This is a genomic window from Acinetobacter sp. WA-87 (assembly GCF_039938935.1).
Lineage (GTDB): Bacteria > Pseudomonadota > Gammaproteobacteria > Pseudomonadales > Moraxellaceae > Acinetobacter > Acinetobacter seifertii.
In genome coordinates, this window is the sequence record NZ_JBDUVF010000001.1 from 1,177,540 (window position 1) to 1,200,395 (window position 22,856).

Below are 22,856 nucleotides of genomic sequence, written 5' to 3' on the forward strand. Positions count from 1 at the left end.
AGATCAATAGCATGTTTCCTTGAGGTTCTTAAATCTGGTAAGAACCTCTTGCTACAGGACACAACAAATAATTTCACACTGCTACATTTAGAAAAACTTGATTTCTTTTTATTTTTTTAATAGTAAAGTTTAATAATTGAACTATAAAATAGAACTAAATATGGAAAAAAAAGATGATGCTACAATCATTGTAGAAGAAAAATCAGATCAACAAAAATACGAAGTACTAAAAGAAAAGCTGAGATATAAACAGGCACTTAGAGCCAACACACAAAAAATTGATCACAAAAATGTTCGCTTAAATATTCAAGCCGATGCTTTACCTAGTAAGACTTTTTTTATAATGAATGCACTTGCGGCGATCATAGCTGGATATGGTCTTCTTGCAGATTCATCCGCTGTAGTCATTGGTGCAATGTTGGTAGCAATGATGCTTGGCCCTATTTCAGGAATAGCTCTTTCATTTATTGATAATAGATGGATTTTATTTAGAACGTCATTCATCACCCTTATTTTGGGCTTAGTAATGATTTATTCGATTGGTATTATTCTGGGGCTCATTAATATAAATATACCAATCACTGGTCAAATTTTAGCTCGAACACAACCTACAATAATGGATCTTATGATTGCGCTCGCAGGTGGAGCAGCAGGTGCTTTCGCCGCTATATCACCTCGACTCTCTGTTGCTGTTGTAGGTGTGGCTGTAGCGACTGCTTTAGTTCCACCATTAGTTGCAAGTGGTATCTTAATTGCTCATTTAGAATGGAGAAGTGCTGCAAATGCTTTGATTTTAGCTATAACGAATATTATAGCGATTCAAGTCAGTTCCTCATTAGTTCTTTGGATTGCAGGTTTTAGACGAGGTTCTGATACTGAAGTAAAAAGTAATGTCTTTGAATTTATAAAAAGAAATATCATTAGTTTATTGTTTTTAGTGGGTTTAGCGATTTACTTAACTCTAAATTTTATACACATGCTAAATAAACAAATTTATGAGAACGAAGTAAAATCATTTGTTAATCAATATTTTAATATTAACAATAATATTGTCGATACAATCCAATTCGATAAACGAGATGCTTTTACGCTCGTTCGTATTGTAGTGCGTGGAGACACCACTCCAACAGCATTAGATATTCAAAAGCTTAATCAACTATTACCAAAAGATTCAAATAATAAATCCACTATTGCTCAAATTAGATTTATTCCAGTAGAGATAATTGAAGCTCCAAACAGTCCAAGTAATACAGTGATTCAACATAAAGAAGCAGAACGTTTAGTTAAATAAATATTAAAAAAGCTAAGCCCCGATTAGCGGGGCTTAGCTTTTAAAAAGTAATTCTAATTTAAAAATTACTTATTTGATGTCTGCAAATTCAGAAACAGGTTTGTTCACTTCAACTTTTGTGCCACCGAATTTTTCACTTACGAATTTTTGCACTTTCGGTAAGTGGTAAAGTTCACCAAGTTTCGTATAGATCGGGTCATTTTTGTTTGCTTCAGCTACGCCCAATAAATTGACATAAAGCTTAGTAGACTGGTCAACAGGCTCACGGAAGATAGCGTCTTTCATTACATTAAGACCACCCTCAAGTGCCAATGTATTACCAAGTACAATTGCATCTACATCGTTTTTAACACGAACTGCTGTAGTCATTTGAATTGGTTTTAATTGTAAATTTTTAGGGTTTTCAGCAATGTCGTTCGTAGTCCCTTTTATAGGATCAAAGTTTGGTTTAAGTTTAATCAGTTTAGCAGATTGTAATAATATTAATGCGCGAGCTTCGTTAGCAGTATCGTTTGGAATCGCGATGGTCGCGCCTTGTGGGAACTCTTCAACAGTTTTAATTTTATCTGCATAAATACCCATTGGTTCCAAGTAAGTTGTCGCAATAGCTACAACTTTCGCTGTATTTGAAGCATTGTAAGCTGCCAAATAGTTAAATGACTGGAACGCATTTACATCTTGCTCACCATTTGCGACAGATGTATTGAGCACAACATAGTCAGTCAAATTGGTAACTTGAAGTTTAATACCCGCTTCTTTAGTCTCAGGAAGCGTTGCAACATATTTCCATACATCCGTATCTGAACCTGTTGAAACCAGTTTAATTGTTCGAACAGACTCAGTTTTGTCTTTGGTCGTTGCAGTATTTTCAGTTTGTGCAGGTTGTTTATTACATGCAGTCAGTGTTAGTACAGATGCGCTGAACAATACACTAAATAATTTTTTCATAGGTACATCCTAAAATAGGAAACGCCTACCCTACAAAAGAGTGAGACATTCCCAACCATTGGGTCGAAATGCAATATTTGGCCGGAAATAATTTCCAGATATAGGGTTTAGAAGCCTGAATTCAGCACTATTCATTCCTTGAACTTGCTCGCTAAACAATAGAATTATGTTTTGAAACAGCCTCTAAATATGGGATCATCATATATCAACAAGTGAATATTCTACAAATAACTTGTTCAATTCTGATATATAGTCATGCTCACAGCAACATATTGAAAACATAAACATTTTTTAAAATACTGCATACGTATTTGATTTATATGAAATTTTCAGGATTTGTTATCAATATTTAAGCTAACTATAGATTTAATTTGTTCGTTAATCATGTGCTTAAGATAGACAACGTATCTCATAAACTTTCATTTGAGCAATATGCGATTTTAATTAATGCAAAGCAGATAAGTTTTCATTTCTTACAATTATCACCAGATGTAAAACTACATCTAAGGTATCAGCAATATTTTTATATATTACAAATATTTTAATCATATTTATCGAATAATTTTTGATCATACCACTTTTCAAATTCAAAACTGGTTACAGGCAATTTTTTGATCATGTCCTCACTTTCCTTAAACATTTTTTCGATTTCATCTTTAAAATCAATATTAAATCCTTCTAAATCTTCTAGCTCAGTCCCTCTATGAATTATATTAATTAAGTCCATAGAACAATTATTTTCTTTCAAAAGTCTAAGCATATATGGTGTATACAAAAAATGTTCAGCCTCATTTATATCTATATAATTATTTTTTAAAGAATGCAAAAGCCCGAGATTAACTAGTAAAATTAACTTTTCCAAATCAGTTTTTCCTGATTTATTCATTTTTCCCTCCAAAAATCCTATCTTAGCTTCAAAAACCTAAACAAAAGTTCTTTAGTAATAATGGATATATTCACTTCACATCCAAGTAACTATATTAAATTTTTCTTTTTTGAACTATTTAAAATTTTACAAAATAGTTAGGTACTTTTTGAGTCTGTTATATGTATTTATACAACTACGAAATAAGTATGATAGCCACTGACATCAAGGCCATATGTTGTTTCAACTGAATCAATTTATGTTATAGAAATAAAAAAGCCCCTGCTTGTAACAGAGGCTTTCAAAATTTGATGGATACCATGAAATCCAAATTCAATAAAATACTTCTCAATAGATTTTATTAAAGTTTATTTCCTTGGTGAGCAATTAGCTCAAACTAAGTATGGATGATATAGCACTATGTAATTCATCTTCTGCATTTTCAATTTCATTGCTTGTCCAAGCAATATAGCCGTCTGGTCTAATCAGCATGCATTCATTTTCATCATTAGTCCAACAGCGTGAAAGCTCTCCATAAGAGTCTTCCACATCTCTTTTTGGCCCAACCTGTATAACTTTAATATCCAAGTTAAGCTGTCTATTAATATGATCTACAGCAAGCTTCCATTTATCACCTTGCAACCAACAGAAAAGCGTAAATTTTCCATTGCCAATTAAATCCAAAGTTGAGATTTTTCTATGATTTTTGACTAACCATGTATGAGGGATTTTATGGCCAGCATTAAATGAGGGATAGTAATAAAGATCTTCATCTCGACAAGAATCTAATTCATTTTCACTATGATATTCTGCTCCAATAATTGCAGATGAATGATATCGCACATTAGTTTCTACACCTAAAGCAGCAAACTCATAAGCTTTATATTCAATTGCAGACCTTAAATCACGGCGTTTAAGAGCACATTTTTCATTACTCTCACTCAAATCATTAATGCTTTTTTGCATCGCCTCTGTACTGTACTTTCCATCTAACTCTAAAGCAGAAAATATAGTAGAGAACTCTCGGACACTTTGGTTTGCACGCTTAACAATTCGCTCACCAACAGGTGCTCTTTCATCATTAAAACTGTCTAATAAACCACGACCCGCTTTGCCATTTAATACAAATGCTAATTTCCAACATAAGTTATAAGCATCTTGTATAGATGAGTTTGAACCGAGTCCATTAGAAGGTGGATGGCGATGGACAGCATCACCAATACAGAAAACTCGACCTTTCGAATATTGCTCCGCATACATTTCATTGACTGTCCACAATGACTTACTACTTATATTTATTTCAATGTCGTTATCGCCAATAAGCTGTTTGCAAATCGCAATCGCTTCATTATCAGTAAGAGATGGCTCTTCTTTTTCAATGTCGTAACCCCAAACAATCTGCCATTCATTCCAAGGCCTAACCATTCGCAGTAAGCCTAGCCCAATTCCTCCAATGTTTGCTCCGGGTTGTATAATCCACCAGAGGTATCCAGGTCGATGCGAAACATATTTTGTTAAATCGGCTTTAAAAATAATGCTGATACTGCCACTTTTCCCCATTTTACCAGACATAGGTAAATCTAAATCTTTTACCACTTGGCTGCTTGCACCATCAGCTCCGATTAGATACTTACATCGGATTAAGTATGTTTGTTTAGTTAATCTATCTAAAACAGTGACAGTTACTCCATCCTCATCCTGCACATGAGATAGATATTCCGTATCAAATCTTGGATGGCTTCCTCGTGATGCCGCATTTGAAAGCAAAATAGGTTCAAATAGGTGTTGAGGAAGATCACACTGTTCATAAGGGCTCGCTTTAGCATACTCAGACATTCTTTCTGGATGATTCATTCCATAAGGAAAACGTCCAATTTCATCACTAGTTAAAGATGTGCAATAAACCACATCTCCCATAACTTCTTTTGGTGCTGCTTTTGCGATTACTTCATCTGAGATGCCTAAGTCTCGTACAACTTCCATTGTTCTTTGACTGATATAATGGGCACGAGGACTGTTTGCTAGCCATCTATATTTAGTTATTATGATATTTCTAATTCCATAAGTACTTAACATAAGTGCAGCCGAAGAACCAGCCGGACCACTCCCAACAATTAAAACATCAGTTTCTAACATTTTTATCCTACTACTTACATATTTTTAGCATCTAAATAGTTATTGCATATATTTAAAGCAAATAACCATCTTAAACATAATATTGCTTCAAAAACTCTTTAAAACAAATTGGAGATAAAGGCTTTACTATATTAATTTTCAAATAGATCTATAAAATAGATAAAATAAATTTCCACATATTTATAGGTCTATCATTTCCACAAATATAACATTTGAGGTTTATTGATTACATTGGCAAATCCCTACACAATATATCTTTTAGGCACATCTAAATCTCAGATTAAAATTATATTTTTTAGCAGGATTTTTATTTATTAAAATTATATGAGCCATACCTTTAAAAATAAAATTATAAAACAATCATTATTTCAATTATACTTTATAAAAACAAATATTTTGATACTATCAATAGAAATATGAGTCATGAAAAAATATTGTCGATTATAGATAGATATTTTCCAATAACATTTCCAATAAAAAAAATTCCCAATGCATAAGCTAATAAAATAATAAATCCATTGAAAATTAAAATTATTTTTACACATAACCTTGGTACTTATGAATTAAATTAGCAAAATAAAAAACAACTATTCTATTTTAAATAAATTATTTTTAAAAAGACCTATTAATTATACAGTACAAAATAAAGCCTTTTAAACTTTCTAGTTTAAAAGGCTTTTAACATTTATTTAAATAAGAAAGACTTTTAATTTATAGGAACTAATTCAAAATCTGGAACAATACTGCAAAAAGTAGAATATTTGCGATCACTATGGCCCAACCACCGTATAACATGTATTTGAGTTGACTTGAACGTGCTAACCCCATTTGACCAAACATATCAGAAGATGGGAAAGGACCAAACCAGTCTACTTGGGAACTTGATAATAGAACTGCTGTAACCGCAACAGGTGGAACACCATTTGCCAGTAAAATTGGTCCAAAAATTTTATTGGTAAAGGTCATTTGTGCAACAGCTGCCCCTGGAATATGCCCCACAATATTAAATAAGAAAATACCAAAACAGAGCATCGCAGGACTTAAGTCGACCAAATACGGTGTCGCATTATCCAACAGTGTTTGGTAAGCGTTAAGTTTTTCAACAAGAACTAAAATTGGATTGTATAACCAGTAAAGAATAAACATCCAGACTAATTTACCGCATCCCTCATAGAGTGCTTCTAAAATCTGCTTAGGACTAAAACCCGCAATTAACCCAGTCAAAGTGGCAACAGTGAGCATCACAATAATTGCAAAACTAAAACCTGCTTTAAAAATAATTCCAAGAATTGCCATCACGATAATTGTGCCAATGAATACAATCGCCGCACGTTTACTTCTTTTCAATTCGGAGGCACTTTCTATTTTTTCAGAAGGCTCTAAGAAGTTTTCATTATAGGTATATTTTCCAAAAGTCCACTTTTGTATATAGCCAGACATGAACCAACCTGTAAGAAGTGTGACAACACTCATAGGAATGGCACAAGCACTTAAGTATTGCGGGTAAGTCAAACCTCCCAACTCTAAAATAGTCACTGTACTTGGTGTAAATGGTCCTATAAAAAGACCGACCGAACCGGCTGTCATCAATAGTAATGCAACGGTGGGTGGCGTTAAACCAACAGCTGCTGCAATGGGAATAATGACAGCAACAATAATGGCATTACCACCTGCCATAGTCCCCAATGAACCACAAATAACAACTGATGAAATCATGATGCCAAGTTTCACGCGAGGAATACTTGAAAGCCCAACTTTATTGACAATAAATTTGACTAATTCTTTCGCTGCACCTGTTCGGTTGGCGACTTCACCAACCCCAGCACCCAACATAATAATAAGACCGACAGTTGCAATAAATGAACCCGTAGACTTTGCAAGTATTCCACCTAGTTCAAATACACTGGTAGATGTCATTATCACACTAATAACAATCGCAATAATCACTGCAAGGACAATATCTAGACCGATAACAGTTAAGAGTGCTAAGGCAAAAATAGGCAATAACCCAATTAAACCGACCTCCTCTATAGGTAAGCCTTTTGCATAAAATGCTAAAACAAAGCTAAGAATAATAATTGCAATAAGGGCAATATTTTTAGGTGTCCTGATATTAGGTATTGTTATAGAAGATTGCTCAACTGACATATGTATCACTCCTTGATCATTGGCATTGAATTTCATACCAATTTACAAGGGTTCATTGACATTAAATAATGAATTCTAATAGATTACCTATAACTATTAGTTATGTGCTCATTTATGAATCTTCGACACCTAGAGATATTCTATTTAGTCATGCTTTTTGGTTCACTCACAGAAGCAGCAGCATCGTTATGCATTTCACAGCCAGCAGCCAGTAAATTGCTCAAACATGCAGAACAACGCCTTGGTTTTGCTCTATTTAAACGGGTCAAAGGGAAATTACAACCCACGAAAGAAGCCTATACTTTATATGATGAAATTAAGCCAATTTATGAAAAAATAAATGAACTAAATAAGTTGACGGATAATTTAGCAAGAAATACTCAAGGTCAAATCACACTCGGATGTTTACCCAGTTTAGGTTTGAGCCTCATTCCCAAATTAACTGCAAAATTTCTAAAAAAATACCCTGATGTTTTTGTCAATATTGGTACCGATCATACTCAAGCCTTAGAGCAAAAATTATTAAGACGTGAAATTGATATTGCGGTGACATTTCAGCCCCATACTCAACATGGCATTATTGCCACACCTGTTCTGGAAATTCCTCTGGTTTATATTGATTCTCAGCCTATTGATTCAAAGCAAGATATTCATTCAATTGATGAAAACAGGTGGATTCAACCCTACTCAGATTCCCTCATGCAAGTCGTAAAAAAGTACAGAACATTTAATAAAAGTATTGTGAATGTACAAACTTACTATATGGCGAGTGAACTGGTACGCGAAGGTTTAGGATGTAGCATTACCGATATTTATACTGCTGCACACTCTTTACCAAATCATATGATTCACCCAGTAAAACCAAGTTTGTATACCACAATTTATATTTTAAAAAATGCAAATGTAAGTACGACCAAAGCGACTGAAGATTTTATTGAATTAATAAAAAGAGAAATTGCTTCGATGACACCATCGATTAACCAAAAGTTATGAGTACTATGTAAAAACTCATTTGTTTAACCCTTTTTCTTCTTCTTTAATACAAATGTGTGTTGCAAATATAGCATGGAAGAATGAAAAAACATGTCGTTGTCATTGGTGGTGGAGTCATTGGTTTAAGTACAGCCTATGCACTTATTCAAGCAGGTCATAAAGTTACAATAGTGGAAGCGAATGACAAGATTGGCTGCCAGACAAGTTTTGCAAATGGCGGTCAACTCAGTTATCGCTATGTTGCACCTTTGGCGGATGCAGGCATTCCATTTCAGGCGCTGCAATGGTTAGGAAAAGCCCATTCACCTTTAAACTTTAAATTGAATTTTTCACCTCTTCAATGGTCTTGGTTATTCCAATTCCTCATGGCATGTAATCGTAAAGACAATATTGTGAACGGCAATCATATTTTACGGTTATCCCTATATAGTCAAAATGTTATGTCTACATGGCGTGATGAAATTGATGATTTTGACTGGGCAAAATCGGGAAAAATGATTATTCATCGTGATGAAAAAGCTTTTAAAAAAGCAATCTCTGGGATAGATCCAACTGTACAAAAAGTGCTTTCACCGGAAGAAACCGTTCAACTTGAACCTGCCTTGAAAGGTATTGAATCTACATTAGTGGGTTCAATTTATACACCTGATGATGAAACAGCAGATTGCTACAAATTCTGTTTAGCTTTGTATAAAGCACTAGAAAAGAGTAGTAACTTCACATGCTTATATACACATGAAGTGACAGATTTTTTTGCAGAAAATAATAAAATTACTGCAATTGAAACAAATCAAGGACGTATAGAAGCAGATGAATTTGTCGTAGCTGCGGGCAATAGCAGTACCGCACTTTTTAATATGGTAGGTATTTCAGTCCCAGTTTATCCATTAAAAGGATATAGCCTGACTCTACCATTCCCAGAAAAAACCAATGTTGTACCCAATATAAGCGTAACCGATTATGCAAATAAAATTGTATATGCAAAATTGGGGAATCAGCTTCGTATTGCAGCAATGGTCGATATTGGCTATCAAGATATCTACATTCGAAAAGAACGTATAAATGCATTGAAAGATACGGTACGAAAAACATTTCCCGATTTATTGGGTGTAAATACTGCACAAGAATGGAGTGGTTTACGTCCATCCACCCCTACCGGCCTACCTATTTTAGGTCGTACGAAATATTCGAATTTATGGGCAAATATTGGCCAAGGTAGTTTAGGTTTCACATTGGCCGCTGGTTGTGCCATGGTCATTAGTCAATTAATAAGCCAAGCAACATCACCAATTACATTAGATGGTTTATCTCTGGAGAAATAAAATGAGTCATGATATTCAACGTATTGACACAAATGCACGTTTATCAGGTTGCGTGCTTCATAACGGTTTAGTGTATGTTTCGGGTCAAGTTCCAACAACTTTAGATGCTGATGCTAAGCAACAAACTTTAGAAGTTCTAGCAAAAATTGATGCTTTACTGGAACAAGCTGGTAGTGATAAAGGCCGTATTTTAACTGCACAAATTTGGATTAAAAATATTGCCGAAGATTTTGCAGTGTTCAATGAGTGTTGGGAAGCATGGTTACCAGATGGAGCAGCACCAGCACGCGCGGCTATTCAAGCAGATTTGGCACGTCCGCAAGTATTAGTAGAAGTAATGGTTACGGCGAGTGTTAAATAATATTTGCCTTAAATAAAGCCAGTGAATTTACTGGCTTTATTAATTTCATGTTCAAATATAGCCACTCATAAACACCTACTATTCTTCACTAACAATTTAGTTCAGATTGACTTTCTAACAAACGTTAGTTAGATTAATTAAAATTCAATCTCCTAAGAAGCTATAAATGATTTTAGTTCAACAAAAAGATCGCATTTGGACAGAAAGTGGTATTTCTGGGGTTCAAACCTGTCAAACTTGGACCTATAAAGATGGAGTTGGGAGCTATCTGGCAAAATTTCAGGCTGGAGCAAGCTTTCCTAAACACACTCATATTGGATGGGAACAGATTGTCGTTCTAGAGGGAGTAATCCGTTTCAATGATGTCGAAATGCAAGCTGGAGATGTGTTACAAGTTCAGGGCATCGATGAACATGAAGCGTTTGCAGTAGAGAACACACTCGTGTTCGTTACACATCATGGCGGCATTGAACTAACGGATTAATATTATGGCATCCACTAGAAAAACTCATCAACCGCTCACACGTGAAAAAATATTGGACGCATCAATCCATCTTTTTCAACGGCATGGATTTAGTGGACTAGGTATGCGACAAATCGCTGATTGCTTACAAATTAAAGCACCTAGCCTTTATTATCATTTTGAGTCTAAAGATGATTTGGCTCGATATGCTCTTCAGCAGTACCGAGAGCAACAATTCTGCCGATTGCTTGAAATTGAAAAGCAGGATGGTCTAAGCGAAAAACTGCATGCATATTCTGAACTTTTTGCCGAGATGTTGAATGATGAAAACCGCCTATGCCTGTACTTGATAATGTTAAGGGAAGCCTCTTTTCAGCAAGAGCCGTGTTTGAATGAATTACGGCTGTTCGCCAAACAAAATATTGATTGGCTAGAAGATACTCTGCTCAAGGCTAAAAACAAAAAGGAATTATCTCAAAACATCGGATCTGAGCGAAATATGGCAGAACTTTTATTCTCTTCTTTAGAAGGCATTATGGCGACCTCGCTAGTTGATGAGAGTCCATGTAAATCTTTCCGATCAAGAGTCAAATCCCTTATCAATATTTGTATCGTCTGTAACGAATAACTCAATGAGAAATCAGACTCTAATTGTTCTCAAATCCGTGTGATGTTCGGATTTTGAGATCAAGAGCTGTAATACACATCTTATTATAACAAACTGTTATTGCCTTCTTATTTGTCAAGATTTTTACAACTCAAGCAAATTTGCAGTATGAAAATCTTATTTCTCATCTTTGCACAAAATAGATCATGATAATTGGACATGCTTTCTCAGAAAGTAGTTACCTATTGATGATGCCAATTAAAATTAAGTATTAAATACCCATATAAAAAAAGCCCCTGCTATTAACAGGGGCTTTTCGAATTTGGCGGAAGCGGTGACAGTCAAATTAAATGCCTAACCACCTGATTTATAAATAATTATATATTAAAATTTAATTTTTTACTGCAATTTTTACTACAATGGATTTCTTTCTAACGACCGTACATTTATCGAGCTTCTTGCCGTAACAGCACCATTGTCGAGGATATCCTATACTCTCTGTCATGGCAAACTATCGCAGAACTTAACTACCCTTTGTACAATCTCTGGAATGATACGATCAATGACTTCATTCTTAAACTTGTGTTGAGAGTGTGGTCTAGCAATTACAATTTCTCGAAGTTCGCTTAAGGTAAGAACAGAACTAGGAAAGTGGATCATCGAACGCTTTCCGCTTAACTCCAACACTTCCCGCCCAAAATTCAATGCCATATCGACACAATCAACGCACATTGGAGCAGGATTAGAATCAAAATTCATATCTTTAATGGAGAATAAAGAAGCTGTTTTAACCTCAAATATCCATGAATTTTTCTTTGAAGGCCTCACACAATCATATTTATCTCTAAAACAACAAGGACAGAACCACTCACCTTCATATCTGTTCCAATACTTCCCTCGTGTAGCGACAAGATGGGCAAGCTCATTGTTTGAAGGCTTCTTTTTAACTATAGGGTTATCTTTTAACCGCCATGAACTGTTCGCACCTTTAAATGGTACTGGATTATAAAGCAGCCTCTCTGGTTCATATCTATCAAATTGGTGTAATCCATGACGTTCAAAATGCCATTTAGCAAGTCGTTCAATTTGCTTAGCAGTTCTTTCTGATGGTTGATACCAATCTTGATTTTCAGCCGCAATTTTTGCGAATCTTTCAGCAAACTCCATTCTCATTTCAAAAATAGGTTTAGCCCTTTCCCATACTTGTTGTGCAAGTAGCGGATCAATTTCATGCTCTTGATTCGGTGTGGGTTTAACGAACTCTGCGATCTCACGTGGCGAGAAAGAAAAATACTTGTGCGCTTTTACTATCTTTTTGGCATCTGCATCTGCTTTATTACAATCGAAGCAAACAACCGTATTGTCATAAGCAGATAAAGAGAATGCTGCCTTGATGGCAAATCTTTCAGAAAGTTCATCAGCTACAACGTGATCTTTTTGAATCGAATACTTTTCAAAAAGTCCTTTAACCACATCTTTCATGTGATCATGATGTTCATGTAATTGGCAGGTTAGATAATTATTTTTATTTAACCTTACTATTTCTGCCTTAGTCCTTTTACAACAAGGGCAAGACCAGTTCACAGGGGTCATTACCCACCAACGGTTCATGTGTGGACCACTGGCATTGAATGACTTAACCAAGGCAAGTGTTGAGCAAGTATGTTCCGAATCTATGCCATCTAAGTCTCTCTCAGCTATAGATGACTTAAACTCTTCAAATGTTATAGGTTCTGTCATAGGTCACCTGATGGAGTATGTTTTGTGTCCATTGTGACACTTAAAAGGACTCTTTCAGGGCTATGTAACTGCGCCATTAGTTTAAGATATTGATTAAATTCAAGTGATATGTCTTCATCGCTCAATTTAAATCTTGGATCACCACCGCAATGAGCTTCGTATAAGTAAAGCTCTGACATTAAATCCAATAACAAAAAGAGTCTTACACAATTTTCTCTAGTAGCAAATTGTGAATCACTAAGCAGATGAGATGCTAGATGCCTATTAAAGTTTGAATATGCATCACCCTCTTGCGAGTCTTTAAATAAGTGTTCTGTAAGTAACTTATCGCATGCTTTTGAGAAAACATCATAAAACAAAACATTACCCGGACATGGTTGCCTCTGATAAGAATTGCAAAAGAATGGCTTTAGATCAGGAAAGGTAGGCTTTTTACCCGTTCCGAAATAACCAAGCCACCTTAACATCACCCCCTCAATAACAGGAATCAAGGTCAAATAAGAACCAATGAAATTGCCTCGATAGTAAGAAATCACAGCAGATTCAATGATGTGTACAAAGCTTTTAAAAGGAGGGAAATGTTCAAATCGACCCTTTTTCTGTCGCGCTCGCATTACAGGATTCATGATAATACTTGCAAAGGCATCTATGATTTTATGTTCATTTGCTGGCATATCAGAAATTAACTTTTGAATATTAGATACATCAGCCCACGTTACAGTTGATGGTAAACTTAGAGCATATTGTACGAGGTTGTTATTCAACTGAATGAGATCATTGATTTCTTCCAGCGGAGTAACAATTACATGCCGGGTTTTAGCATCTAATTTACGTTGTCGACGTGCTTCTTGAAAATATAAATCATAAGCTTTTTTGCTGACCCTATCCCAGTCAGCGTTATCTTCATTACAAATCTGCTTTTTAATATCCTGTACCGACGATTTATGTCTCAAAGCCTCTATCACCAGCTTAGCTTTATCTACTGTCTTCACATTAGTCTTCCTAATACTGCTCCTGCAATAACAGCAACAACGGCAATAATAAACATCACAACGGAGCCTCTTGTGTTGGTTAAGTCGTCCTTTCTTCCATTACTCACTTGTTGTTTGAATTCATGATTAAGCTCAACCAATCTCTTATTTTCGTTCATTAATGTCTGTATATCTGTTCGATCAGACAATTGCTTTAAATTAGCAGACAAAGCAATCACATCATCACTTTTTGCTTTAAGGTCACTCTCTAGCTTAAAAATTTTAATTTTCTGTTGCTCTAAGATGTCATTTCTAGAAAACAATTCATCAAACTGCCCTTTTAGATGTATTCCTGCATCTGATGGAGTAATTGCAGAATGATCCGCCAAATAGTCTAAAAGCGTTACATCGGAATTATGACCCAAGCCTACAATTCGATATCCATTCAAATTAGAAAAGGCCTTTAATACTTTTTCATCATTAAAGATATCAAATGCATCACTACTTCCCCCACCTCGAATAACCACAACAATATCGTAGTCAATACAAGAACTGATTACATGAGATAAGGCATCAACATTGCTCAAACTGACAGGCTTCTCATCGAAATTGAACTCATCACGATATTCATTTAGATAGTTGTAAAAGTCTTTTTGTATATCAACTTTACTTGCTGAGGAGTAAATTACCGCAACTGAAAGATCAAATTGATTGGGGAAAGTATGGCTCTTTGGTCTATGCTTTTTTAAATCATCTAATGTTGACAGCTTCGACTGGAATGCTTGTATTGCACTATCATCTTCAATTGCCTTTATAGTGTACCCCTTTAATCTTTTAGTGCATTGCTCTCTAAAAAAATTAAATGTTGGCACTCCATGTATTTCAACATAACTACCGTTTTTGAAACTAGATAGTAGATGTTTTGGAATCTCAACTTCAATCGCCCCAGTGGTATCTTGAATGATCAAATCATAGACTAATGACCATTTTGAGTTTTCAACTGCCTGCTCAACATTTTTTAATATGCCACGCACACAAAACAATTGTTGTCCTTGTTTCCTCTGAGCAATACAAGCATTTAATGTATCATTTAAAAAGTTATGTAATTCACTGATATTAAAAATGGGTAAAAAATTCTGGTTCATAATACATCTTAAAATTTATATACAACTATCTAGCTAAAGTTTTAGCTCGCAAAAAATTTACTTAGGCTATTCATCATTCCAATACCCCCTTCCCACTATGATTTTGAAAGTAGTGAAAATATATCTTACTTAACAATAAAGTCGCGCATTTAAAGGAAGATACCTTTTTGATTTATCTATATTTCGGTTGAATATTATTTTCCTTAATAATTTTGACTATAGAGTAAAGTACAGAACGCTTAACTTGCGTATTATTATAACTACCTTGATGATCAAAACCTGTCATTTTGAATACCTGTTTAACTCCGGCCTGTTTTAGTGGAGCACAACCAGACTGATACGGTACAGTACCATCTCCAGGTGCGTTTTGATTGGAGATTGTAAATACGCCTAGATTACCGCTTACTAACGAGATATAACGGATACCATTATTCTCAAGTGCTAAGTCACGATTGTTAGCATCTGTACCTTTGCCTTCTTTAATTTTTTTCATTTGTTCTTGAACAATTTTTTGACGATATGTACCTATTTGATTTGCTGTTGCTCTTGGTAACCTTTTCATTTGCTCGGCCGTTAAACCTCTCAACGGACGATCCAATGTCCATGTTAGAGTGCCAAAACTTGAATGTTTAGGATCATGTCCATAATTAACATAGGTACATGGATGATATTTATTGGTGATTTTATCGTGGAAATTTTTAACTTCATTAATTTTTAATTTATAGATATTTTTCACTGATTTTTTAGGATTGCTCTTTTTCACCATATTGGCAGGGTCAATCAATTCTTCCTTGACCATTTCCCACCAAACGCCATCAGCTTTATAAATTTCTTCATATGGATCACTTTTAGGAAGGGAAACAACATTAGTCTGTAAGTCTTTCCCGTTCATAAGTCCAGAACCATTCAGGAATAGCCATGGTCGACCATTATTGTAAGCTTTACTTGGTAAAAGCTCTAAACCACCTGGAGCATTTGCAAGTACAGCGGTCACATGCTCAGTATTTTTACCAATGACATTAGCCGCAACTGCACTTACCAACCCTCCCTCTGATGAGCCTGCAACAAGTCGTCTATAAGCAGCTGCCGCTCCTTCTGCCGGCATAACGCCATGCACCACACCAGCAATATCCCCTCCACGTAATTGTACTAATCTACGTGTTAAGAGCCCCCCCATAGAGTGAGTAACAATAATAAATTTATGGAACCGTGCACCATATTCTTGCTTTATTTTATCTAATTTTTGAGCAACAGTTGCTGCTCCATTTTCACTAGATTGTAGCCAGTTATAGCCCATGGCATAGACAGGAAAATGAAATTTTTTTAAATGTTCTATCTCTTGTTGATTAATTGATATAAATGGCTCTTGAGGAGTCCATTTTTTTGATTCTCCCTGATTAAGTAAACTTTTCCACTCATAAACAGCTTCTTGCTGTTTCATTTGATGAATTGCAGCATAGCCTCCTCCGACTCCTCCTCCATAAATTGGCTTTTCATTTAAATCCACATTATTTAGTACCATTTGTAAATAAGTTAAAATTCCACCATAACTATCCCAATGCACTGTACCCCAATAGCGTTCTCTTAATGTCTTTTCAGTTAATTTAAGTCGACTATCAACTTTTATATCACCACTTGTATCAACTCTTGTATTTAACGGATCCAACTCATTCTGTAATGTCGCAGGGCTTTTTTGCATTTGTGAATAAATAGTACCAACCATGCCTCCGCCATTGCCCAACTTCCATACAGGCTTATTCAAAGCAGTATTAAAAATGTTTGACCCCATAATTCCTGGTACAAAAATAATTGGAATTGTGTCTTGCAAAGGCACTTCTACATAAGTTCCAGCCTTATTTGTAGTAGGACTAGTCGCCGAGCCTGATTGAGCAATAGACTTATTTACCATCTCATTGTTCCTTTTTATTATTAGGGGCAATTTGGATGCTGTTTAGAATAAAGTCATGTAGTTGGAAAACTTTCTTTTGACTAACAGTAGATTGAAGCGGCTCGTCATCATGGACAAGTTCAGCACTTTCTAAACTATAATGAATAAATGGATCATTATTATTTTCCAGTGAACCCAAATATTGCCAAGCTGCTGACTCAAAACCACGCTCAGAGAAGCCTCTACGATGGGCATAGCCAAATATCTCTTCACCAGCTAAACCATTGATTTCTTTATTTTGCTCTCTTAAATTTTCTGTGCTCATCATAGCTTTAAAAACGGCAGGGGCATTTGCCTCATTTTCCTTAACCATCTCGATTAATGGACGATCAGATTCCAGTCGAACTCGATGCTCTATATCTACTCGAACTCTTGGATAACTTGGAAATCTAAAATGTAAATAGCCGCCTGTAAACGGAATATTTTTACTCATATCATCTAAAATAAAGAAATCTTTCCAACACAAACCAGCTTGTTCTTCTCCTTTAGCCGATCTAATTTTTATACTTTTTAATGTTTGTTTCATGTCCTCAATAGCATCATCCAATAAATCATTATCTGCACCGCTTTTTAGAACCAACAATCCTTTGAGCGGGAAGTATAGATAACCATCAATTTCATATGCTTCAGTGGTAAATTTATTACTTCTATAAATAATAATATTGCTTACGACCCGCCCATCTTTATTTATAGGACCTTGTATTTCTCGTTTTAATAAAACGTGTTCTGTTTCATGAGGCTCATGCTTTAAATACTGAATCTTGTCATTAATCAATTTTTGATATGCTTCGTATGTTTTTACATTTTCATCAACTTCTATATCACTGCCATTATAGTTGAACTTGCTGTACTCAACTTCAGCCTCTTTAGGGACCGTTAATTCAATTCGACCAAAACATACTTTCTTAGGGTTACTATAATCAATCACTTTAATTCCTTCTTGTTGTTTCTCAACATTTGAACACGCACTAAAAGAAACTGCTGTTAATAAGCAAAGTGTTAAGCGCTTTAATAAATTCATTCTTAACCTTCCTAATGCTTTATTCTGGAGAAAAAACTTCTATATTTAATGCAGTCATAGCATCTTTGGTAAAAACTGTAGTTTTTCCATCCTCACCAGATACACCTTCAAAAACTTGCCCATCTTCAGCCGTAATTCGGTACTTCAGATTCTTAGCAGGTTCGCCGTCTGGATAATGCAAAATAAAATGCTCGTCATATTGTGATTTTAATTCTGGCATTGCTGGTAATTGACTTGAAAGAGAAGCACCACCTTTTGTCTGGATTTGACCAGCTTTAAGTTCCATTAAACCAGGGCATGCAATTTCTATATTTCCATCTTGAATTTTGATATAGCCGCCACCGGCAGTAATCAAAACTCCTTTTCCACTTTCGATTCGGACAAAATCATTAAGTGAGTAAACATGCATTTGTTGTTTGGAAGATAAGGTCATTTTTCCTTTCTGTGCAGCTACTTCTACATCACCTTCACCAGATTTAATTTTGATTCCTGCATGTTTGGCAAAAATACTAATTTTATCCAATGCTTTTGCAATCCAACTTTTACCAGTGAAAAATTGTAGATTTTTTGGTGTACTGACATCGATATTTTGTTTAGCAGCAAGTTGCAAATTCTCTTTACTATCTAAAATCATTGCCGATTCACTATGCAAAGCCACTAAAGCATCTGAACTTTCATTCCATTTATCAAATTTTTCTTTAAGTGAATCTTGTGAATCTAAATCTGGCTCATCCACTTCATGGGCCGAAGCAAGTTCTTTAAAGTATTTATTACTTTCAGTATGAAAATTAATGTTCTCTTTTATATTAGACCTTGTCAGTTGTTCGCCTTGTGCTTGTTCTGACGATTCGGACGTTAAGAGTATTCCTTTAGTAGCACGAATAGCTCCCCACTCATCGGTTCTTAATTCAAAGCCTTGTCCACGTCCTTCACTTTCCGCTTTATCTTTTGGATGGCTTAAATTCCCTAAGTTAAGCTGAGAAGAACCGTGACTGCTATGTAACTGAGCACTAATCTGCCCAGTCGTGTCGTCAAAGCGAAGTTGGTTATATCCACTGCCGTCAACCTCTTTTGAGCGAATACCACTCAGTTTTTTTGTGTCAGGTAATTGCCCTTTAATATCAAACTTCGTTGGAGAACGCTGTGCCTCATGGATGCGTCCCGTTACAAATGGCCGATCAATGTTGCCATCAAAGAAATCAATTACTACGATTTCATCTTTACGAGGTAAAAAACGCGCTCCATAACCTTCACCAGCCCAAGGAGTGAGGACATCTACCCAAGCCGAATCTGTATCAGTATTATTGGCCCCCGCACCACCATCATGAGCATGGTCATCTGTACGCGTAAATAAGAATCTAACTTTTATTCGCCCCCATTCATCCACATGAATTTCTTCACCATCACTAACTACCTTGGCACGTTGTACGTGGGCAACAGGGCGATGCTTTAGAGGATCATATTCAGGTACAACGTTAATATTTCTACGAACAACTACAAATTCATTGGCCTGACGCTCTTGTTCACTGTCTTTACTGTTTTGCCAGTGACTTAAGGTCAATAATTTTTCTACTTGGTCTTGAATATCTTTGGGGAGGTTATTTTGATTATAAAAGTGCTTATTAAGGATTAAAAACTCCCTATCTTGCTGACTATGATTTTTTTCTAACTCTGGATAGTCAATCAATTGGAACCAATAACCGACTTGAGTATCTCGTACACTACTATGCGCTGTAAAATACTTGGCTTGTAGGGCTTGATATTGGTTTAAATGCATATTCAGTTTTTCTAACTGAGAATTACTTGAAGCGGTGGCCTGATCCTCTCCTTTAAGATCACTTATCCAAGCAGGAGATATATTCCACGCCTGTTCCAGGCTTAGGCTTTCATTGTCTCGCTGAGCGCTGTGTTGATGTGAGCTGACCACTGATCCACTGGCATCTTCTTGACTTAGACTATCAGCTTGCCAACGTTGTACATGGATAGCTGTTGGTTGTAACTGCCGCTGAGCAATAAAACTAGTAATGCTGTCATATTGTTCAGTCGCATTTGAACGGTGATAACGAATGGTTCTGCGTTTGAGCGTTTGAAACTGAGCATTATCATCAATTAAACGTAGTTTTTGTGCCTCAATATTTTGGCTATTACTTGCTACAAGATAACTCGCCTCATCCACAAGCCAGTTAATCGATTCTTCACGCATTATTCGAGTTAAATATGCATAGTCACTTTCATTCGACTGCATAGAGAATGGGCGTATATCATATGTTTTTGTTAAACCACTCGTATCTAACTGTAAACTTGACGCAAATAAAGGACTTTTACTCTGCCATTCCTTAAAGATGACTTCAATAATGTCCACAACGCTTTTATTCATAAACACACGACTATTACGTCGTTTATGCCATAAGCTCGTTGCATCCTGCATAGTCAAGCGATATAAACTAAAAGCACCATCGCTTTGACCTTGGCTAGCACCAGTGACAATACCTGTAGTTCTAAAAAGCTGACCTGAATCTGTAACTTGGTCAACTGTAACCTGACATCCAATAAACTGTTTTAATTCAATATATGGGTTTGTAGATAAGCAAATAAGCTCTGCTGATAGTCCATCATTAATGCCATGATAACCATCAATACGTTGCAACATTATTTGTGAATTAAGCTCTGCATTTGAAAACCGAACATTAATTGCACGCTTTTGAGCACCAAATCCTATTTTTTCTAAAATACCAAATATATTGTTCAACATTATGATAAAAGATTTATTATTAATTGAAATAATTTTAACAGAACGGTCTGTTCAGTTCAATTTCACAAAAAATACAGATCTTTTTATTTTTAGATCCCCCCTCTGATGACTAGCTTACAATCCCTTCTATACACTAGAATAAAAGCATAATACTTCGGCATATTGCGCTAACCCATTATGAATGCAGAAATAAAATTCAAAAAAAAGCAGCCCAAAAGAGAAATAATCTTAAACACAGCAACGCAGCTCTTTATTCAAGAAAGTTATATCAATGTCGGTATAGACCGTATTATTGCAGAATCAGATGTTGCTAAAGCGACCTTTTATAAAAACTTCCCATCGAAAGAAGAACTGGTATTTGCCTGCTTAAAGGAATTAAAACTCAATATTCAAATGGCTGTGGAAGAGCATATCGCAGAACGAACAACACCATTGGAAAAATTAGAGCAACTCTATCTTTGGTATATTGACTGGGTAAATCAAAATGATGCCAAAGGGTGCCCATTTCATAAAGCACGCATGGATATAGGAGACTTATACCCATCTATTCTAGTCGTATTGGATGAATATCGGAATTGGTTATTCGATACCACCACTTCTATTTTGATGGAATTGGGATTGAATGATCCTATTGCTATTGCTCATCTATTTATCTCACTTCTGGATGGCATCATCAATAGCTCAGTTTGTGAAAAAGCCCCAATTAAACCTAAGAAAACATGGGGCTTTATCCAGACTTTGATTGAATTAGAAAAAAAGGAAATAAATCCTTTACGTTAGGCCATGTTAATGTGTCTTTAAGTATCCAAAAATTGATAGTTCTGGAAGCCATCAAGTATTAGAATCACATGAAAAACTAATATCTGGTATCTGGATTTTTTCACTACAAACTTGCTATGGACAAATTACCCAACAAAACCATCAGAGAAAATTAACATCGTTATTATAGGTGATTTGCTGGTATTGATAAAAAGTGAAATTTTCACCTTCCTAAAAACAAACTTATTACAACATTCAGCTATAAAGCTTTTTTAAATTCCAGCGACATATTTTGTCGCAATACAGACAAGTCTGTATTTTAAATTCAATTAAAATTTACTACTGTATATTTTTTAACTTATAACCAGTAGGTGCTTATGCAATTACCTTCTCCCCCTCCTCAAAAAATCGACTTTAGTGCTGATGGATTCTCTAAATATTTATCCCTAGCCTTTAAAATTAGTACTTTTTTGGGTGGTCTATGCTTTGTTCTGTATTGTCACCGTTTGAATTACTTTCCTTCCGGCGTGACTATTGGTGATAGCCTGTTATTTATTATCTTTGCGGCCAGTTTCGGCTTGGTGTATGGCTTTGTCACTGTAGGCCTGCTCTCCGTCGGCGTCTGTGGAATGTATTGGCTCAAACGTTTAGTTAAACCTGTTCATGGATGGCTAAAAAAATATAAACCATCTAAAAATCGCGCTGGTACTCCTGAACTGATCTTATTTGTTAAACCAGAGCCTCTTCTTTATTTCTTTGCACTATTCGGTGCCATGTTCATTTATCTCATGTATAAGGTAGAGCCTTCCGCAATCATTTTAATAAGCCTTCTTGCAACAACAATTTTTCAAGCGATGCTTTGGAGTGGTTACAATGACAACCGAGTAATAGTGAGTCGTATTTTATTACATTCAACCAATGAACGTTCTCTTGCACAACAAGAAGACCATAGCAGAAAAATGCGATGGTTATTTCTCGGATTGATTGCAGTGATGCCGCTATTTTTTAGCGGGGTAGCAGGCCGGATTTTAGATGGTGGAATGAAATTTGCTCATCTTAGTACTGGTCCTTCATATGTCTTGCTTAAACCACCGTATGATCAAGCCATCCCTGCGACCTATCAAGATAATACCCCGATGTTTACTGAGTCAGGTTATAAGTCTTTTAAGAATATTGATGTAATGCTCACGGGAATCGGGCAAAAAACCGTAATTCAGTTTATACCCAAACCAGGAGCTCAGGCTAAACCACTTGCAATTCCAAATGACCAGATCAAGGTATTCCCAAACCTTACACAATAAAAAATAATAGATTCAATTAAAACTAAGGCATCCATGGATGGATACCTTAGTTTTAGCAATCAACTTAAAAACAAAACAAGTCATA

General features: G+C 35.6%; 18 protein-coding genes. 8 read left to right on the forward strand and 10 right to left on the reverse strand.

Features of this window, described 5'->3' with window-relative positions:
- Window positions 1-160: 160 nt before the first annotated feature.
- Window positions 161-1,291, forward strand: a complete 1,131-nt coding sequence (locus tag ABFY81_RS05575; RefSeq protein ID WP_347913284.1) for a DUF389 domain-containing protein — start codon at window positions 161-163, stop codon at window positions 1,289-1,291.
- 69 nt (window positions 1,292-1,360) lie between these two features.
- Here the strand turns inward: ABFY81_RS05575 and ABFY81_RS05580 are convergent, their stop codons facing one another.
- The 4 genes from ABFY81_RS05580 to ABFY81_RS05595 form a co-directional block, all read right to left on the reverse strand.
- Entirely contained in the window at window positions 1,361-2,239 is an 879-nt protein-coding gene (locus ABFY81_RS05580; RefSeq protein WP_347913285.1) for a MetQ/NlpA family ABC transporter substrate-binding protein, read from the reverse strand.
- Window positions 2,240-2,780: 541 nt separating this feature from the next.
- Window positions 2,781-3,125 (reverse strand): DUF3969 family protein, encoded by a 345-nt coding sequence (locus ABFY81_RS05585; RefSeq protein WP_347913286.1) that lies wholly within the window; start codon window positions 3,123-3,125, stop codon window positions 2,781-2,783.
- Between the two features lie 366 nt (window positions 3,126-3,491).
- Window positions 3,492-5,240, reverse strand: coding sequence for an FAD-dependent monooxygenase (locus tag ABFY81_RS05590; RefSeq protein ID WP_347913287.1), 1,749 nt, complete (start codon window positions 5,238-5,240; stop codon window positions 3,492-3,494).
- A 720-nt stretch (window positions 5,241-5,960) separates the two neighbouring features.
- Window positions 5,961-7,388, reverse strand: a complete 1,428-nt coding sequence (locus ABFY81_RS05595) for a Na+/H+ antiporter NhaC family protein (protein WP_347913288.1) — start codon at window positions 7,386-7,388, stop codon at window positions 5,961-5,963.
- 114 nt (window positions 7,389-7,502) lie between these two features.
- On the opposite strand from ABFY81_RS05595, the gene ABFY81_RS05600 reads away from it, so the two are divergent.
- From ABFY81_RS05600 to ABFY81_RS05620, 5 genes are all read left to right on the forward strand, one after another.
- Window positions 7,503-8,381, forward strand: a complete 879-nt coding sequence (locus tag ABFY81_RS05600; protein ID WP_347913289.1) for a LysR family transcriptional regulator — start codon at window positions 7,503-7,505, stop codon at window positions 8,379-8,381.
- 80 nt (window positions 8,382-8,461) lie between these two features.
- Window positions 8,462-9,703, forward strand: coding sequence for a D-amino acid dehydrogenase (locus ABFY81_RS05605; protein WP_347913290.1), 1,242 nt, complete (start codon window positions 8,462-8,464; stop codon window positions 9,701-9,703).
- A 1-nt stretch (window position 9,704) separates the two neighbouring features.
- Entirely contained in the window at window positions 9,705-10,064 is a 360-nt protein-coding gene (locus ABFY81_RS05610) for a RidA family protein (protein WP_212511760.1), read from the forward strand.
- 166 nt (window positions 10,065-10,230) lie between these two features.
- The gene (locus ABFY81_RS05615; RefSeq protein ID WP_347913291.1) at window positions 10,231-10,548 is read left to right on the forward strand and encodes a cupin domain-containing protein; all 318 of its coding nucleotides are present in this window, start codon (window positions 10,231-10,233) and stop codon (window positions 10,546-10,548) included.
- Between the two features lie 4 nt (window positions 10,549-10,552).
- Window positions 10,553-11,155: a TetR/AcrR family transcriptional regulator gene (locus ABFY81_RS05620; RefSeq protein ID WP_347913292.1), complete on the forward strand. Its 603-nt coding sequence runs from the start codon at window positions 10,553-10,555 to the stop codon at window positions 11,153-11,155.
- 480 nt (window positions 11,156-11,635) lie between these two features.
- Here the strand turns inward: ABFY81_RS05620 and ABFY81_RS05625 are convergent, their stop codons facing one another.
- The 6 genes from ABFY81_RS05625 to ABFY81_RS05650 form a co-directional block, all read right to left on the reverse strand.
- Window positions 11,636-12,874, reverse strand: a complete 1,239-nt coding sequence (locus ABFY81_RS05625) for a hypothetical protein (protein ID WP_199999971.1) — start codon at window positions 12,872-12,874, stop codon at window positions 11,636-11,638.
- Window positions 12,871-13,866: a hypothetical protein gene (locus ABFY81_RS05630; protein ID WP_320159201.1), complete on the reverse strand. Its 996-nt coding sequence runs from the start codon at window positions 13,864-13,866 to the stop codon at window positions 12,871-12,873. The genes ABFY81_RS05625 and ABFY81_RS05630 overlap by 4 nt, the downstream gene beginning before the upstream one ends.
- Window positions 13,863-14,990, reverse strand: a complete 1,128-nt coding sequence (locus ABFY81_RS05635; RefSeq protein WP_199999970.1) for an exodeoxyribonuclease VII large subunit — start codon at window positions 14,988-14,990, stop codon at window positions 13,863-13,865. The genes ABFY81_RS05630 and ABFY81_RS05635 overlap by 4 nt, the downstream gene beginning before the upstream one ends.
- Before the next feature lie 172 nt (window positions 14,991-15,162).
- Window positions 15,163-16,899 carry an alpha/beta hydrolase gene (locus ABFY81_RS05640; protein WP_199999969.1) on the reverse strand — a complete coding sequence of 579 codons (1,737 nt, stop codon included), beginning with the start codon at window positions 16,897-16,899 and terminating at the stop codon, window positions 15,163-15,165.
- 1 nt (window position 16,900) lies between these two features.
- A complete protein-coding gene (locus ABFY81_RS05645) occupies window positions 16,901-17,959 on the reverse strand; it encodes a T6SS immunity protein Tli4 family protein (RefSeq protein ID WP_199999968.1) in 1,059 nt (352 codons plus the stop codon).
- A 19-nt stretch (window positions 17,960-17,978) separates the two neighbouring features.
- A complete protein-coding gene (locus ABFY81_RS05650) occupies window positions 17,979-20,711 on the reverse strand; it encodes a type VI secretion system Vgr family protein (protein ID WP_199999967.1) in 2,733 nt (910 codons plus the stop codon).
- A gap of 177 nt (window positions 20,712-20,888) precedes the next feature.
- Between ABFY81_RS05650 and ABFY81_RS05655 the strand changes: the two genes are divergently transcribed.
- Complete coding sequence (locus ABFY81_RS05655) at window positions 20,889-21,491, forward strand: TetR/AcrR family transcriptional regulator (protein WP_199999966.1); 603 nt, start codon at window positions 20,889-20,891, stop codon at window positions 21,489-21,491.
- 356 nt (window positions 21,492-21,847) lie between these two features.
- On the forward strand, window positions 21,848-22,771 hold the full coding sequence (locus tag ABFY81_RS05660) for a hypothetical protein (RefSeq protein WP_199999965.1): 924 nt from the start codon (window positions 21,848-21,850) through the stop codon (window positions 22,769-22,771).
- Window positions 22,772-22,856: the final 85 nt, after the last annotated feature.

Excerpts from the sequence above, each read along its gene's own strand:
- ABFY81_RS05580 (WP_347913285.1), bottom strand. The coding sequence starts at position 2,239 with ATGAAAAAATTATTTAGTGTATTGTTCAGCGCATCTGTACTAACACTG.
- ABFY81_RS05660 (WP_199999965.1), top strand. The coding sequence starts at position 21,848 with ATGCAATTACCTTCTCCCCCTCCTCAAAAAATCGACTTTAGTGCTGAT.
- ABFY81_RS05575 (WP_347913284.1), top strand. The coding sequence starts at position 161 with ATGGAAAAAAAAGATGATGCTACAATCATTGTAGAAGAAAAATCAGAT.
- ABFY81_RS05635 (WP_199999970.1), bottom strand. The coding sequence starts at position 14,990 with ATGAACCAGAATTTTTTACCCATTTTTAATATCAGTGAATTACATAAC.
- ABFY81_RS05650 (WP_199999967.1), bottom strand. The coding sequence starts at position 20,711 with ATGTTGAACAATATATTTGGTATTTTAGAAAAAATAGGATTTGGTGCT.
- ABFY81_RS05640 (WP_199999969.1), bottom strand. The coding sequence starts at position 16,899 with ATGGTAAATAAGTCTATTGCTCAATCAGGCTCGGCGACTAGTCCTACT.
- ABFY81_RS05615 (WP_347913291.1), top strand. The coding sequence starts at position 10,231 with ATGATTTTAGTTCAACAAAAAGATCGCATTTGGACAGAAAGTGGTATT.
- ABFY81_RS05600 (WP_347913289.1), top strand. The coding sequence starts at position 7,503 with ATGAATCTTCGACACCTAGAGATATTCTATTTAGTCATGCTTTTTGGT.
- ABFY81_RS05655 (WP_199999966.1), top strand. The coding sequence starts at position 20,889 with ATGAATGCAGAAATAAAATTCAAAAAAAAGCAGCCCAAAAGAGAAATA.
- ABFY81_RS05595 (WP_347913288.1), bottom strand. The coding sequence starts at position 7,388 with ATGTCAGTTGAGCAATCTTCTATAACAATACCTAATATCAGGACACCT.
- ABFY81_RS05585 (WP_347913286.1), bottom strand. The coding sequence starts at position 3,125 with ATGAATAAATCAGGAAAAACTGATTTGGAAAAGTTAATTTTACTAGTT.
- ABFY81_RS05620 (WP_347913292.1), top strand. The coding sequence starts at position 10,553 with ATGGCATCCACTAGAAAAACTCATCAACCGCTCACACGTGAAAAAATA.
- ABFY81_RS05610 (WP_212511760.1), top strand. The coding sequence starts at position 9,705 with ATGAGTCATGATATTCAACGTATTGACACAAATGCACGTTTATCAGGT.
- ABFY81_RS05605 (WP_347913290.1), top strand. The coding sequence starts at position 8,462 with ATGAAAAAACATGTCGTTGTCATTGGTGGTGGAGTCATTGGTTTAAGT.
- ABFY81_RS05625 (WP_199999971.1), bottom strand. The coding sequence starts at position 12,874 with ATGACAGAACCTATAACATTTGAAGAGTTTAAGTCATCTATAGCTGAG.
- ABFY81_RS05590 (WP_347913287.1), bottom strand. The coding sequence starts at position 5,240 with ATGTTAGAAACTGATGTTTTAATTGTTGGGAGTGGTCCGGCTGGTTCT.
- ABFY81_RS05645 (WP_199999968.1), bottom strand. The coding sequence starts at position 17,959 with ATGAATTTATTAAAGCGCTTAACACTTTGCTTATTAACAGCAGTTTCT.